The following is a 14,045-nucleotide window of genomic DNA, read 5'->3' as shown; positions in this document are numbered from 1 at the left end:
GTCAATCTTCCTTGTCTTTCAGTAACTGGCCAGTGGTGGCGTCGACGTCCAGCTCACGGACCACGCCTTCGGAGGTCAGCAACTCGACTTCATACATATAGACGCCGCGTTTCTCTTCGAGCTCGGCTTCCAGCAGCTTCGACCCGGGGTAACGGTCCATTGCCTGCTGCAACAGTTGCTCAAGCGGCAGGATCACGCCTTGCTGACGCAGACGCAGGGCTTCGTCCTGATCGAGGTCGCGGGCCAGTGTGACCGAGCAGAACGCTACAAGCGCCAGAGCCAGGGCCAAGTGGCTCACGGCGCGCGCGGATGAATGCGGCAAAAACGATTTCATTAAGTGTCCTGATGATCCTTGCGCAACAGCCCGTCAGTCGCATCCAGTTCCAGCTCCCACTCCACGCCTTGCGGGTCGCTCAGATCAATCCGGTAGAGGTAAATGCCGTACTTTTTTTTCAGTTCGATGTCGATGATTTTCGAACCCGGATGCCTGGCCATGGCGACGGCCTCGACCTGCTCGATCGGCACAATGGTACCAGCGTCGATCAGGTTTCGGGCTTCGTCGGAGCGCAAGTCCCGAGTGTGGCCGAGGTTGGCAGTAAGGCCGAACACGAGGAGTGAGATGAACAGGGCAGCCAGGATTTTCATGGGTGTCTCCGAAACTCTTATAGTTTTCCGTTGGGCAGCACCTTAGCGACTCGAACTTAATTGAAACTGAATGGCCATCATCAGGATGCAACACCAAATCTGTGGGAGCGGGCTTGCTCGCGAAGGCGGTGTGTCAGTGAATATATCTAGTGACTGGCACACCGCTTTCGCGAGCAAGTCGAATCGTCGCACCGCCGCTCCCACAGTGGATTTGTGGCGTTTCATGATCTGTCTATAATCCCCCGCTTGCCAGACATCGAGACCGGTATGACCGCCATCCACATCAAATTCCCCTCCCTGACCCTCAAGGCCGGCCCCCGTGCCTTCGCGCGTATCCGTGAAAACGGTTTGAACGCCGCCGATGTCGGCACGCTGCCCGGCGCCGCCGGTGGGCCCAAGGCGTTGGGGATTCAAGGTCTGGACCTGGCACTGTTCGGTGAATGGCTGCCCGCGGCGCCTCGGGAGCGATCGCTGATTGGCGCGTCTGTGGGTTCCTGGCGCTTCGCCAGTGCGTGCCTGCCGGACGCCGCCGAAGGCATCCGCCGCCTCGGTCACCTGTACACCGAGCAGAATTTCGCCAAGGGCGTGACCATGGCGCAGATCAGCCAAAGCTCCCAGCGCATGCTCAATGACCTGCTCGACGGCCGCGACGCCTCGATTCTGGATAACGCCCATTACCGACTGAACATCATGGTGGTCAAAAGCCATGGCCTGCTCGCGGACGATCATCGCGGTCGCCTCGGGTTGGGCCTGTCGTCGGTGATCGCCGACAACCTGCGCGGTCGCGCGCGGCTGTCACGGCATTTCGAGCGGCTGATCATCCACGACCCGCGCCTGGCACCGCCGGTCAATGCCCTGAACGATTTCCCGTCGCGTTTCGTCGAGCTGAATGCCGGCAACCTGCGCCAGGCCTTGCTCGCCTCGGGTTCGATTCCGATGGTCATGGAAGGCGTGCGCGACCTGCCGGGCGCTGGCGCCGGAACGTTCCGCGACGGTGGTCTGCTGGACTATCACCTCGACCTGCCTTACAGCGGCAACGACATCGTGCTGTATCCGCACTTCACCGACCGCGTGATCCCCGGCTGGTTCGACAAGACCCTGCCGTGGCGCCGCGCCTGCCCTGCGCGTTTGCAGGATGTTCTGTTGCTGGCGCCGTCGAAGGAATACCTGACGCGCCTGCCCTACGGCAAACTGCCGGACCGTAATGATTTCAAGCGTTTCATGGGCGATGCGCCGAGCCGGCAGAAATACTGGCGTGCGACCATGGATGAAAGTCGCAGGCTGGGCGATGAGTTTCTCGAACTGGCCGCCAACGGTCGCCTTGGCGAACGCTTGCTGACCCTTTAGTCAGGACAAACTGTTAAACTCGCCGCCTGCCCACATCGCCCCGGCGATCGCCACCTGACAGAGCTGAAAAAACTGTGGAAATCTTCAAAGAATTTACCTTCGAATCCGCCCACCGCCTGCCCCATGTCCCGGACGGCCACAAGTGCGGCCGCCTGCACGGTCACTCGTTCAAAGTGGCGATTCATCTGAGTGGCGATATTGATCCGCATACCGGCTGGATTCGTGACTTCTCGGAGATCAAGGCGATCTTCAAGCCGTTGTATGAGCGGTTGGATCACAACTATTTGAATGACATTCCGGGGTTGGAGAATCCGACCAGTGAAGTGTTGGCCAAATTCATCTGGGCCGAACTCAAGCCATTGCTGCCAGAACTCAGCGCGATCCGCATCCACGAGACGTGCACCAGCGGTTGCATCTACCGCGGCGAATAAACCAGACAACACAAATCCCCCTGTGGGAGCGGGCTTGCTCGCGAAGGCGGTGTATCAGTCGACATCTCTGCTGCCTGACACACCGCCTTCGCGAGCAAGCCCGCTCCCACAGGGGGGAATGCGTTTCGTCAGTTGGGTAATTAAACAGCCTTCTTCGGCTGTTTTTTTATGCCTATGCTTTTTGGCATGCACCTGCCAAGAGGACGCCCCCATGACTGACTGGCCGCTTGCTCAGACCTATCGCTTCAACGGGCACTCCGTTCGCTACGCCGTTCGGGGCAATGGCCCGCCGATGGTGTTTGTGCATGGCACGCCCTTCTCTTCTTATGTGTGGCACCGGATAGCGCCGCACTTCATCACTTCGCACCGGGTGCACTACTTCGACTTGTTGGGCTATGGGCTGTCCAAGAAGGTCGAGGGTGATGTGTCCCTTGGCGTGCAGAACGAGCTGTTGGCGCAACTGCTGGTACATTGGGGCTTGGGCTGTCCGGACGTGGTGGCTCACGATTTCGGCGGTGCCACGGTACTGCGCGCGCACCTTCTGAACGGGAAAAATTACCGCAGCCTGACGCTGATCGACCCGGTGGCGCTGACGCCCTGGGGTTCGCCGTTTGTGCAGCATGTGCGCCAGCATGAGGCGGCGTTCAGCGGACTGCCTGATTACATTCAACGGGCAATCGTGTCGGCCTATATTCGTGGGGCGATCAAGCGGGAAATCCCGGACGAGGACTCGCCCCTTACGTCCATCCGTGGTTGGGCGATCCGGGGCAAGCGGGGTTTTACCGGCAGATCGCGCAAATGGATGAGCGCTTTACCCGCGAGGTTGAAGGGTTGTACCCGACGGTTCGTTGCCCGGTGCAGATTCTGTGGGGTGAGGATGACCAGTGGATTCCCATCGAACGTGGTCGAGCACTGCAGCAGATGATTCCGGGGGCGCAGTTTCACCCAATCCCCAATGCCGGGCATCTGGTTCAGGAAGATGCACCCGAAGCCATCGTCGCGGCGTTGTTGCGGTTTTTGCCCCAATCCCCCTGACGAAACCGAATCCATTGTGGGAGCGGGCTTGCTCGCGAATGCGGTGGGTCAGGCAACAGAGATGTCGACTGACCCACCGCCTTCGCGAGCAAGTCGAATCGTCGCACCGCCGCTCCCACATGGGTTCTGTGTTCCTGCAGGTGCACCGGTTTCGTGCCCTTCCGCGCTCCAAACTTTCGCGCTCGTCTATACATAACCACATCCACCCCGCTTGGCACGACCACTGCAACCCCCTCTCGCGTCACCCATTCAGCAAGGAACGCCCCATGACGCCCAACGATCCCGGCAACGATTACCCCCTCAGCGAAGTCCCGATGCATGCCCGCAAAGGCCTGGCCTCCACGGCCATGGTGTTGCTGGGTTTCACCTTTTTCACTGCCACCATGTTCGCCGGCGGCAAGCTCGGTGTTGCGTTCAGTTTCGGCGAGATGATGGCGGTGATCATCGTCGGCAATCTGTTGCTGGGCCTCTACGCCGCAGGCCTGGGCTACATCGCCTTCAAGAGCGGCCTCAATTCGGTGTTGATGGGGCGGTTCTGCTTCGGTGAGGTGGGCAGCAAGCTCAGCGACCTGATCCTCGGTTTCACCCAGATCGGCTGGTACGCCTGGGGCACGGCCACGGCGGCCGTGGTGCTGGGCAAGTATTTCGAATTGAGCGAAGGCACCGTGCTGGGTCTGATGGTGGTGTTCGGCCTGGTGTTTTGCGCCACGGCGTACGTCGGTTATCGCGGACTGGAGATTCTGTCGTACATCGCGGTGCCGGCGATGATGTTGCTGCTGATGCTGTCGATGTGGGTCGCCACGGTGAAAGTCGGCGGGCTCGATGGCTTGCTGGCCGTGGTCCCGACCGGCACTCTGGACTGGTCGACCGCGATCACCCTGGTGTTCGGCACCTTCGTCAGCGGCGCCACGCAAGCCACCAACTGGACGCGTTTTTCCCGTTCGGCGCGGGTCGCGGTGCTGGCCAGCCTGATCGGTTTCTTCATCGGCAACGGCCTGATGGTGCTGATCGGCGCCTACGGGGCCATCGTCTACCAGCAACCGGACGTGGTCGAAGTGCTGCTGTTGCAAGGTTTCGCGATGGCGGCGATGGCGATGTTGCTGCTGAACATCTGGAGCACCCAGGACAACACCATCTACAACTTCGCCGTTGCCGGTTGCAACCTGCTGCGCACTGGTCGGCGCAAGACCGTGACCCTGGCCGGCGCGGTGATCGGCACGCTGCTGGCATTGCTGGGCATGTACGACCTGTTGGTGCCGTACCTGATTCTGCTGGGCACGGTGATTCCGCCGATCGGCGGCGTGATCATGGCGGACTTTTTCTTTCGCTACCGTGGTCAATATCCTCGACTGGCCGAAGCGCAATTGCCGGCCTTCAACTGGTCCGGCCTGGGTGCTTACGCGGTCGGCACGGCCGCCGCGTTCGGTTCGCCGTGGGTCGCGCCGCTGGTAGGGATTGCCGCTGCCGCGCTAACGTATGTGCTATTGACCGGCCTGCTCGGTGCCCGCACCGCCAACGCACCATTACAAGATCTCTAAAAGGATTCGCCTGATGCACATCATCAACGCCCGCCTGCGCAACCAAGAAGGCCTGCATGAGTTGCACCTGGAAAACGGCCTGATCAGCAACGTTGCCCGTCAGACCGAAGCGCCGACCCTGGGCCCCGATGATCTGGACGCCGGTGGCAACCTGGTGGTGCCACCCTTCGTCGAGCCGCACATTCACCTCGACGCCACGCTGACCGCCGGCGAGCCGCGCTGGAACATGAGCGGCACGCTGTTCGAAGGCATTGAGTGCTGGGGCGAGCGCAAGGTGACGATCACCGAAGAGGACACCAAAACCCGGGCGAAGAAGACCATCCAGACCCTCGCCGCCCACGGCATCCAGCACGTGCGCACTCACGTCGACGTGACCGACCCGCAGCTCACCGCGCTGAAGGCGATGCTCGAAGTGCGCGAGGAAAGCCGGCATTTGATCGACATGCAAATCGTCGCGTTTCCCCAGGAAGGCATCGAGTCGTACCGCAACGGTCGCGAGTTGATGGAGGAAGCGATCCGCATGGGCGCGGACGTGGTCGGCGGGATTCCGCATTTCGAATACACCCGCGATCAGGGCGTGAGTTCGGTGAAATTCCTCATGGACCTGGCCGAACGCACCGGTTGCCTGGTGGACGTGCATTGCGATGAAACCGACGACCCGCATTCGCGCTTCCTTGAAGTGCTGGCAGAGGAAGCCCGCAGTCGCGACATGGGTTCGCGGGTCACGGCCAGCCACACCACGGCCATGGGTTCTTACGACAACGCGTACTGCGCCAAACTGTTTCGCCTGCTCGGGCATTCGGGGATCAGTTTTGTTTCCTGCCCGACCGAAAGCATTCACCTGCAAGGCCGCTTCGACAACTTCCCGAAACGCCGGGGCGTCACCCGGGTCAATGAGTTGCTCGAAGCGGGGATGAACGTGTGTTTCGGTCAGGATTCGATCGTTGATCCGTGGTATCCGCTGGGTAACGGCAACATTTTGCGGGTGCTTGAAGCGGGTCTGCACATCTGTCACATGCTCGGGTATCGCAACCTGCAAAGCGCGCTGGACCTGGTGACCGACAACAGCGCCAAGGCCATGGCGTTGGGTGACCGCTATGGACTGGAGCGCGGGCGGCCGGCGAATTTGCTGATTTTGTCGGCGGACAGTGATTACGAGGTGATTCGTAGTCAGGGGTTGCCGCTGTATTCGGTTCGCGGTGGGAAGGTGTTGATGAAGCGGCAGATGCCGGTGGTGGAATGGGCGGACCTACCCTGAATTTTTGGTGATTGTGCCGGCCTCTTCGCGAGCAAGCCCGCTCCCACATTTGACCGAGTCGCCGGATAAGTACGCGGTCGAATGTGGGAGCGGGCTTGCTCGCGAAGGCAATCTCAATATCACCTCATCAACCGAGCCGTACCAAACAGGCTGACCCGACTCAATTCGCCCTGCTCTTCCTCCAGCAAAATCGGCGCCGTACCACCAGGCATCACCACCTTCACCTCGCCGACGCTCACCCAACCCACCCGCCAGGCCGCGCACGCCACCGCGCTCGCACTGGTGCCGGACGACGCGGTCGGCCCTTCTCCACGTTCAAACACCCGAGCAGCAATTCGCCCCTCGGACTCACGCATCGCCCATTGCAAATTGATCCCCGCCGGACACGGCCGCCCTGCCCCGGTCGGCATGGCGTAGGCAATTTGCGTCAAGCCTTCGGACAACCTCGCCTCACGCATCTGCTCATTCGCCGGCAATGCCTGCGCATTGTCCACAAGGGTTACGCAATGCGGATTGCCGACCCGCACGAACTGGCTGCGAGACCAGGCCGGATCCAGTGCCGACAGCGGTTGTACATGGCTAAGCTCGCGATCGTTGAATGCCACGCCGGGCACGCCTTGAGCACTGACCGCCTCCGGCCCGAACGCCGGTTTGCCCAGATCCAGCCAGAAGCCCTGCACGCCTTCGACTTGCGCGCTGTTCACGGATGTTTCACCCGGTGAAGGCGTATCGGCCTTGTCGTGATGAACCCTGAGCACACAGGCCTCGTTCTCCGGGAAAAGCCCTTGGTCACTGAGCGCCCGGGAAAAAATCGTCAGCCCGTTGCCACTGCGCTCAGCCAAGGTGCCGTCGGTGTTGACGATCAACAGATCGAACGGCGGCGCTGATTGAAACGGCCCCACCAGCAGACCATCGCAGCGATGGTCCTTGCTGCCGGTCGGTTGCGTGCCCGGCGCCCAGGCGCAGAACGCCTCGATGGCCGACAACGCCCATGCCGTACGGGCTTGCGCCGCGAGACTGGCCTGTTCAGGTAAATCGATCCCTTCGCGACGCACCGCGTCCGGCGCCACCACCGCGTAGATATTGCCTCGAGCATCGTAGAACCGCGTCATGGCGCCTCCTGAACAAACATCGAAGGCGACAACATATCGCGAATCACCGAAGGGCTGTGCAAGGATGTCGCCCTGCCTGAACGCGAAACCGTCCGGACGCTGATCGAACCTCACCGGTGAGTCACTGTCCCTTGGGGACGCTACGTTTTTGCCAAGGATCGATATGACCAACCTCAACACCCGGACCACCTTCGTGCCCGGACGCCTGGAACAGATGTCCACCCGCGTGGCTTTTTTCATCGCCGGGTTCGGGGTTGCCGCGTGGGCGCCGCTGGTGCCGTACGCCAAGGCGCGGGCCGGGCTGGACGAAGGGACCCTCGGTTTGCTGTTGTTGTGCCTGGGGGTAGGCTCGATTCTGGCGATGCCGATGGCCGGGATCCTGGCCACGCGTTTCGGCTGCCGGCGCGTGGCGGTCGGCGGGACCTTGTTGATCTGTGCAGCCCTGCCGCTGTTGGCGACGGTGTCGTCGATACCCGCGCTGATCGCGGCATTGTTCATGTTCGGCGCGGGCCTGGGCACGGTGGATTCGACGGTGAACCTGCAAGCGGTGATCGTCGAACGGGCCAGCGGCAAGACCATGATGTCGGGCTTCCACGGGCTGTTCAGCCTTGGCGGGATTATCGGGGCGGCGGGCGTCAGCGCGTTGCTCGGCTTTGGGGTTTCGCCGCTGGGGGCAACGCTGGTGGTGATCGTGCTGCTGCTGATCGCGCTGTGCAAAGCCGCGCCGCACTTGTTGCCCTATGGCAGTGAAAGTTCGGGGCCGGCGTTTGCCGTTCCCCACGGCATCGTGCTGTTCATCGGCGCAATGTGCTTCATCGTGTTCCTCGCCGAAGGTGCTGCGCTCGACTGGAGCGCGGTGTTCCTGGCGCAGGAACGCGGGATCGACACAGCGTATGCAGGATTGGGCTATGCCGCGTTTGCCTTGGCCATGACCGTGGGCCGGTTGACCGGAGACGCGATTGTCCACCGCCTCGGCGCGACTCGGGTGATCGTGTTGGGTGGGCTGACGGCGGCCGGGGGTCTGTTTCTGGCGACATTCGCACCAAGCTGGGAGCTGGCGCTGGTGGGTTATGCGCTGCTGGGGGCTGGCTGTTCAAACATCGTGCCGGTGTTGTACACCGCCGTGGGCAAACAGACGGTGATGCCCGAAAGCGTGGCCGTGCCTGCGATTACGACGCTGGGTTATGCGGGGATTCTGGCGGGGCCTGCGGTGATCGGTTTCATCGCCCACGGCAGCAGTTTGAGTTTTGCCTTTGGGTTGATGGCGGTGTTGCTGATGGCGGTCGCTATCGGCGGGAAAGTGTTGAAAGTCTGAAGTAAAAGATCGCAGCCTGCGGCAGCTCCTACAGGAGGTATGCCATCCAAATGTAGGAGCTGCCGCAGGCTGCGATCTTTTGATCTTGGCTCTTAAAACCCGACGCTGGCCTGCACAAAGAACGTGCGTGGCGCACCGACGTACATGCCCGAATTGTTGTCGCTGGAGCGGGTGAAGTACTGCTTGTCGAAGATGTTTTTCACCCCGGCGCCGACTTTCAGGTTCGACAGCTGCGCGCCAAAGTCATAACCGCCCCGCACGTTCCAGGTGACGTAACCCGGAATGTCGCCGTACTGACCGTCGGCGGTGCCTTCAGTGATGTAGTTGTTGGTGAAGCTGCCGTCGCCATTCACCGCAACGCCCGGCGAGCGCTGTTTGGACTGGGCAAACGCATCGAGGTTGTAGGTCCAGCGGTCGATGTCGTAACGCAGCCCGGCGGTCGCTACCTGACGCGAGTAAAACGGCAGGTCGCGGCCCTTGAAGCCGGGAATCTCGCCTTCATAAACGGCGCGCGTGTAGGTGATCCCGGCGTTGGCGGTCAGGCCGTCGAGCCGTGGGTCCAGTGCCGCCATGTCGTAGTGAACCGAAGCCTCGATCCCTCGGTGCGTGGTCGCGCCGAGGTTGGTCCAGCCCGCGTCGTTGCTGATGTACTGCAACTCTTTATCGAAGTCGATGTAGAACAGCGTCACTTCGCCGCCCCACACGTCATCGTTGTAGCGCGTGCCGACCTCATAGGTCTTGGCCTTTTCCGGCTCCAGGCCATTGGCGGTGTTGTCACCCGTGCCACCCTGGCCGAGCTGGAAATACTGCAGGCTGCCGAACGAGGTTTCGTAGTTGGCGAACAGCTTCCAGGCATCGGAAATGTGATACATCACGCTCAAGGCCGGCAGCGGCTCGTTGCTTTCGATGCTGCGGTTCTTTTCCAGTACGCGCTTGCCGGCGGTGTCGAGCACGGGGCGATCGTGCCAGTCGGTGCTTATGTGTTCGAAACGGATGCCGGGCGTGACCGTCCAGTTGCCGACGTCGATTTTGTTGTCGATGTACACCGAGTTGGCTTCAGTGCCGCCGGTGCGGTCCTGATACACATGGCCGTCCGAACCCGGGCGCGCCACCGGCTCGTTATTGACCAATGCCAGACGGCTGGCCTCTTCGTGCATCCCTTCCTTGAGATAGCGATAACCGACGCTGACTTCCTGGGTGGTCGGGCCGACGTCGAACACATGGGACACCCGCGGTTCGATGCCGAAGGTGTAGTAAGTGCGCGGGAACGAGCCGAGGGTCTTCTGATCGCGGGCGGCGATGTTGCTGCCACGGAAGCTGTCGGAGTAGTAGGTCAGCACTTCGGCCTGGGTGCGGTCATCGATCTGCCGCGCCCACTTGAACGAAATGTCCTTGCGGCGCCCGCTAAAGTTGTCGTTGTTGCGGTCGGACTGAAACGGATTGGCGTCGTATTGCTTCTGGGTCAGGCCGCCGGGCATGTCAGCGCTGGCGTCGTAGTAGTGCAGGTTGAGGCTGAAATCGTCGACATCGGTCGGTGCCCAATGGGTCTTGAGAATCACGTCGTCGATGTCGTTGCCGTTGTTGCGCTCACGGTAACCGTTGCCGTTCACGCCCGAGTACAACAGCGCCACGCCGATGCCGTTGTCCGCGGTACCGCCGGCAAACGCCGTGTCGATATGCTTCCAGCCACCGTGCTGGGAGGTTTCCAGGGTGGTGCCGATTTCAGCGGAGGCTTTTTCCGGGATGGCGCGGGTCACGAAGTTGATCACACCGCCGACGTTCTGCGGCCCGTAGCGCACGGAGCCGGCACCGCGTACCACGTCGATGCTCTCAAGGTTGCCCGAGGAAATCGGTGCCATGGACAACTGTGGCTGGCCGTACGGGGCAAACGCTGCCGGCACGCCGTCGATCAACACAGTGGAGCGTGGCGACAGGCGCGACGTCAGGCCTCGTACGCCGACGTTCAGGGAGATGTCGCTGCCGCCGGTGCCGTTGGCTTCCTGCACTTGCACACCGGGCACACGCTTGAGCACGTCGCCGACGTTCATTGCGCCCTGCTCGACCATGGCTTCGCGGCGAATCACCGTACGAGCGCCAGGGTGGTTTTGCACCACGGCGGCATCGGCGTCACCGAGCCAGTCGCCGACCACTTTGATGTCGGTCACGCCCAGTTCCAGCGGGCCGTTGGCGGCGGAAGTCGGCGCGGGAGTCAGGGTCACCGAACCTTCGTCGATCTGATACTCAAGGCCGCTGCCTTGCAGCAACTGGCGCAGGGCCTGTTCCGGCGAGAGATTGCCGTCCACCGCCGGGGCTTGCTTGCCGGCCACCAGCTCAGGGCTGAAGAACACCTGAAGCGAGGTTTGTTGACCCAGTTCACTCAGCGCCTGACCCAGGGGTTGCGCCGGGATGTGGATCGCGTCGGCAGCAAAGGCCTGAGGCAGCGCAACGTTGACCGCCAGCGCAAGGGCCAGCGGCAACCAAGGGCGTTTGTTGTTTCTAGCGGCGTTGTTTTTAGCGGTGGATTTTTTCACGTCGAACGTAGTCCTGTGGATCGCAAAAGTGTGCGTTTGTTAATGCAAACCAGTTGCAGTTGGACAAGAAGACGATGAACTCGAAAAAAACCTGAATTTACTTTGAAATTATTTCCTGACTGCCGTCATCGAGGGTGCGCACGGCCACCGGCAGGATGTTCGGCAAGGCCTTGAGCAGCGCGTCGGTGTTGTCGGATTTGAACACGCTGGTCAGGCGCAGATGGCCGACTTTGTCGTTGCCGACGGTGAGGGATTTCTCCCGATAGCGCGACACTTCCTCGGCCACTTCGGCCAGGCTGGCGTTGTTGAACACCAGTTTGCCGCTGCGCCAGGCGGTCAATTCCGCCGGGTTAACGGCATATGCCGCCGCGACAGTGCCTTGGGCGTCGACGCGTGTACCGAGGCCGGCGGTGAGGCTGATGAATTCGTTGTCGGGCGCACCGCGCCCCTGAACCTTGACCGTGCCCTGCTCCACCACGACTCGGGTTTCGCTGACGCCGCGACGCACATCGAAGCGGGTGCCGGTAACCGTGACCTTGCCGCTGCCCGCCTGGACCACGAACGGCCTATCGCTGTCGTGCGCGACGCTGAACATGGCCTCGCCTTCCGTCAGCTCGATGCCTCGATGGCCTTTTTCATAGCGCACCTGAAGGCGGCTGCGGCTGTTCAGATCGATCACCGAACCGTCCGGCAACGCCACCTGGCGACGCTCGCCCAGCGCTGTCGAATACTCGGCGGTATAAGGCGCCGGTTGATTCAAACCGCTGAACAGCCCCAAACCCAGCGCCACGGCCAATACACTGGCCGCCACCGCATAACGCATCAGCGGACGACGTTTGCTGCGGGCCGGCGGGGTTTCACACAAGGCTTGCAGACGCGCGGCGGGCACAAGATCCACCGCCGTCCACAAGCCCTGAAGCAATTGAAATTCATCGCGATGCTGAAGGTGCTCGTTCAGCCACAGCTCGAAGCGTCGATATTCCTCGACGTCGACGGCCGGCTCCTGCAAACGCACAAACCACTGCGCCGCCTCATCGCGAACCGTTGTTTGCCCGCACGCACAATCACGAGTATCCATCATGGAAGTTCCTGTTTGGCTGGGGGTGAGAAGGTACGGCGCCTTTGTTTCGTGTAGGAGCTGCCGAAGGCTGCGATCTTTTGATGTTCGGCGATTTCAACGCCGCCAAAAGATCGCAGGCTTCGCCAGCTCCTGCAAAAGCCAGCGCACATCATGATTGCAGTCCGTCGAGGCGGTCGCGCAGATGCCGCAGGGTGCGGATCATATACTTTTCCACCATGTTCTTGGACAGTCCCAGGCGTTCGGCGATTTCGGCCTGGGTCAGGCCCTCGATCTTCTGCCAGACGAACACCTTGCGACAATTGACCGGCAGCTCGGTAAGCGCCCGTTCGATGGAATCAGCCAACTGGATCGCCTGCATGAAATGCTCCGGGTCGCCGGACGACGACACACTGTGATCGACCGCCTCCGACTCCATGGCGCCCCGCCGATCCTCACGCCGATAACCATCCACCGCGATGTTGCGAGCGGTCTGGTGCAAATACACCCGGGGTTGTTCCACCGTCGCCGAATCGGACTCAAGCACCCGCACGAAGGTGTCGTGGGCCAGATCCTCAGCCTGCTGACGATTTCTCAGGCGACGGGTCCAGGTGCCAACCAACTCTTCGTAATGCTCGAAAAAGCCCTGTCTGCGGGGCAGCTTGGGGGTCATTGCGGTGTGCTGTGAAGACGGGGCGTGAATAGTAATGCTTCCTATTAACCGGAAGCAATGGGGCGCTGAGAGGCGCCCGTTTTTCTACTCTGAAACCTGCCCCTGCAATCGTCGCCCCACAACATCCAGCAGATCACAGCCATCGCGCAGTGAAGTCACCAACACTCGCGCCAGCTCACTGTGGACACCTTCGCCACACGCAAAACTCTCCAGCAGTTGCGTTGCGGTACGAATGCGGTAGGCCGCGGTTTCATGCAACACGTCCAGTGGCGCTTCAGTGTCGATCAGCAATGACGGGACGCTGCAGTCGATGCCGGTAACAGGCATGTATCGATCCATGACGAAAAACCTCCATTGGGAAAAGAACACAACTACTCAACGTTGGCCGTTGGACGGCACTTAAGACGACCCACGGGGCGGCTGCAAGTTATCCAGCGCTCGATTGACCAACAGCTCGCCAATTGCGGACAGTTGCTGGATGGTCAATATGATTTGGCGACGCGGCCCCTCGAGTTCCCGAGCGAGATCGGTGGCCATCACACTCAGGGAAGCAAGCGTTTCCGAGGCGTGACAGAGCATGGCTTCCGTATCGGCATCCGGCACTATGGTGAAGAAATGGCTGGCTGATTCGGGACGTTTGTGATTGCGCAGGGGCACGCTGACGAGTTGTTCGGAGACTTTAGAGGGCTTGGGTGAATGGACGGTGTCGCGGGCCGGAAGGCCTGACTGTTCGGTTGCAATTGGGGTGGCTTTTTTCATGCCGGAGCTCCTTGCAAGGTTGAGAAAGCGTCCGTCTCTTGCCAACCAAAATTGGTTGACGGTTATACATGGCGGACCAGTAGATTTATTACCAGAAAATTCCATTTTATTAATCAAATAACTGAACATCTGTGTAATTAAATGATTCCCTCGACAATAACTTCACAGTTACTGTAAGACAATTCTTTCATCATGGTAGGCAGCGTCTTACATACAATGACAACACCAAATCACGAAATAAAAAACACTTTCACCATTGTTCGATTTTTTGAAAAAAATTATTATTTTTGTCTAGGCGACAGATGTGTAGGATGCTGCGTTCAACGAGAGCCACCTATGCACGC

The 14,045-nt window shown here is 60.7% G+C and carries 13 protein-coding genes and 1 pseudogene; 6 read left to right on the top strand and 8 right to left on the bottom strand.

The features are described from left to right. Position 1: 1 nt before the first annotated feature. Complete coding sequence (locus ACYZTL_RS24760; protein ID WP_461953939.1) at positions 2–334, bottom strand: PepSY domain-containing protein; 333 nt, start codon at positions 332–334, stop codon at positions 2–4. Then, positions 334–645, bottom strand: a complete 312-nt coding sequence (locus ACYZTL_RS24755) for a PepSY domain-containing protein (RefSeq protein WP_461953938.1) — start codon at positions 643–645, stop codon at positions 334–336. The genes ACYZTL_RS24760 and ACYZTL_RS24755 overlap by 1 nt, the downstream gene beginning before the upstream one ends. A 267-nt stretch (positions 646–912) precedes the next feature. Here ACYZTL_RS24755 and ACYZTL_RS24750 point away from each other — a divergent pair, with 267 nt between their 5' ends. The 5 genes and pseudogenes from ACYZTL_RS24750 (at position 913) to codA (ending at position 6,254) form a co-directional block, all read left to right on the top strand. Further along, positions 913–1,992, top strand: coding sequence for a patatin-like phospholipase family protein (locus ACYZTL_RS24750; protein ID WP_461953937.1), 1,080 nt, complete (start codon positions 913–915; stop codon positions 1,990–1,992). 74 nt (positions 1,993–2,066) lie between these two features. Beyond that, positions 2,067–2,423, top strand: coding sequence for a 6-carboxytetrahydropterin synthase QueD (gene queD / locus ACYZTL_RS24745; RefSeq protein WP_047527439.1), 357 nt, complete (start codon positions 2,067–2,069; stop codon positions 2,421–2,423). A 211-nt stretch (positions 2,424–2,634) separates the two neighbouring features. Beyond that, positions 2,635–3,458: pseudogene (locus ACYZTL_RS24740) on the top strand (alpha/beta fold hydrolase). Positions 3,459–3,724: 266 nt separating this feature from the next. Further along, positions 3,725–4,996, top strand: coding sequence for a cytosine permease (codB, locus tag ACYZTL_RS24735; protein ID WP_461953936.1), 1,272 nt, complete (start codon positions 3,725–3,727; stop codon positions 4,994–4,996). Between the two features lie 13 nt (positions 4,997–5,009). Continuing rightward, positions 5,010–6,254 (top strand): cytosine deaminase, encoded by a 1,245-nt coding sequence (gene codA / locus ACYZTL_RS24730; protein ID WP_461953935.1) that lies wholly within the window; start codon positions 5,010–5,012, stop codon positions 6,252–6,254. Between the two features lie 119 nt (positions 6,255–6,373). On the opposite strand, the gene ACYZTL_RS24725 is transcribed toward codA, so the two are convergent. Next, entirely contained in the window at positions 6,374–7,366 is a 993-nt protein-coding gene (locus tag ACYZTL_RS24725; protein ID WP_461953934.1) for a diaminopimelate epimerase, read from the bottom strand. 163 nt (positions 7,367–7,529) lie between these two features. Here ACYZTL_RS24725 and ACYZTL_RS24720 point away from each other — a divergent pair, with 163 nt between their 5' ends. After that, positions 7,530–8,681, top strand: coding sequence for an MFS transporter (locus ACYZTL_RS24720; protein ID WP_461953933.1), 1,152 nt, complete (start codon positions 7,530–7,532; stop codon positions 8,679–8,681). A gap of 92 nt (positions 8,682–8,773) precedes the next feature. On the opposite strand, the gene ACYZTL_RS24715 is transcribed toward ACYZTL_RS24720, so the two are convergent. The 5 genes from ACYZTL_RS24715 to ACYZTL_RS24695 form a co-directional block, all read right to left on the bottom strand. After that, on the bottom strand, positions 8,774–11,212 hold the full coding sequence (locus ACYZTL_RS24715; RefSeq protein ID WP_461953932.1) for a TonB-dependent siderophore receptor: 2,439 nt from the start codon (positions 11,210–11,212) through the stop codon (positions 8,774–8,776). Positions 11,213–11,309: 97 nt separating this feature from the next. Further along, positions 11,310–12,293 carry a FecR family protein gene (locus ACYZTL_RS24710; RefSeq protein WP_461953931.1) on the bottom strand — a complete coding sequence of 328 codons (984 nt, stop codon included), beginning with the start codon at positions 12,291–12,293 and terminating at the stop codon, positions 11,310–11,312. A gap of 148 nt (positions 12,294–12,441) precedes the next feature. Further along, positions 12,442–12,942, bottom strand: coding sequence for a sigma-70 family RNA polymerase sigma factor (locus tag ACYZTL_RS24705; protein WP_461953930.1), 501 nt, complete (start codon positions 12,940–12,942; stop codon positions 12,442–12,444). Positions 12,943–13,026: 84 nt separating this feature from the next. Then, positions 13,027–13,281, bottom strand: a complete 255-nt coding sequence (locus tag ACYZTL_RS24700) for a hypothetical protein (RefSeq protein ID WP_461953929.1) — start codon at positions 13,279–13,281, stop codon at positions 13,027–13,029. Between the two features lie 60 nt (positions 13,282–13,341). Further along, positions 13,342–13,701, bottom strand: coding sequence for a DUF6124 family protein (locus ACYZTL_RS24695; protein ID WP_461953928.1), 360 nt, complete (start codon positions 13,699–13,701; stop codon positions 13,342–13,344). Positions 13,702–14,045 lie beyond the last annotated feature (344 nt).

Source organism: Pseudomonas sp. LB3P81, from assembly GCF_054897965.1.
This window is presented reverse-complemented; position numbering and strand designations above follow the sequence as displayed.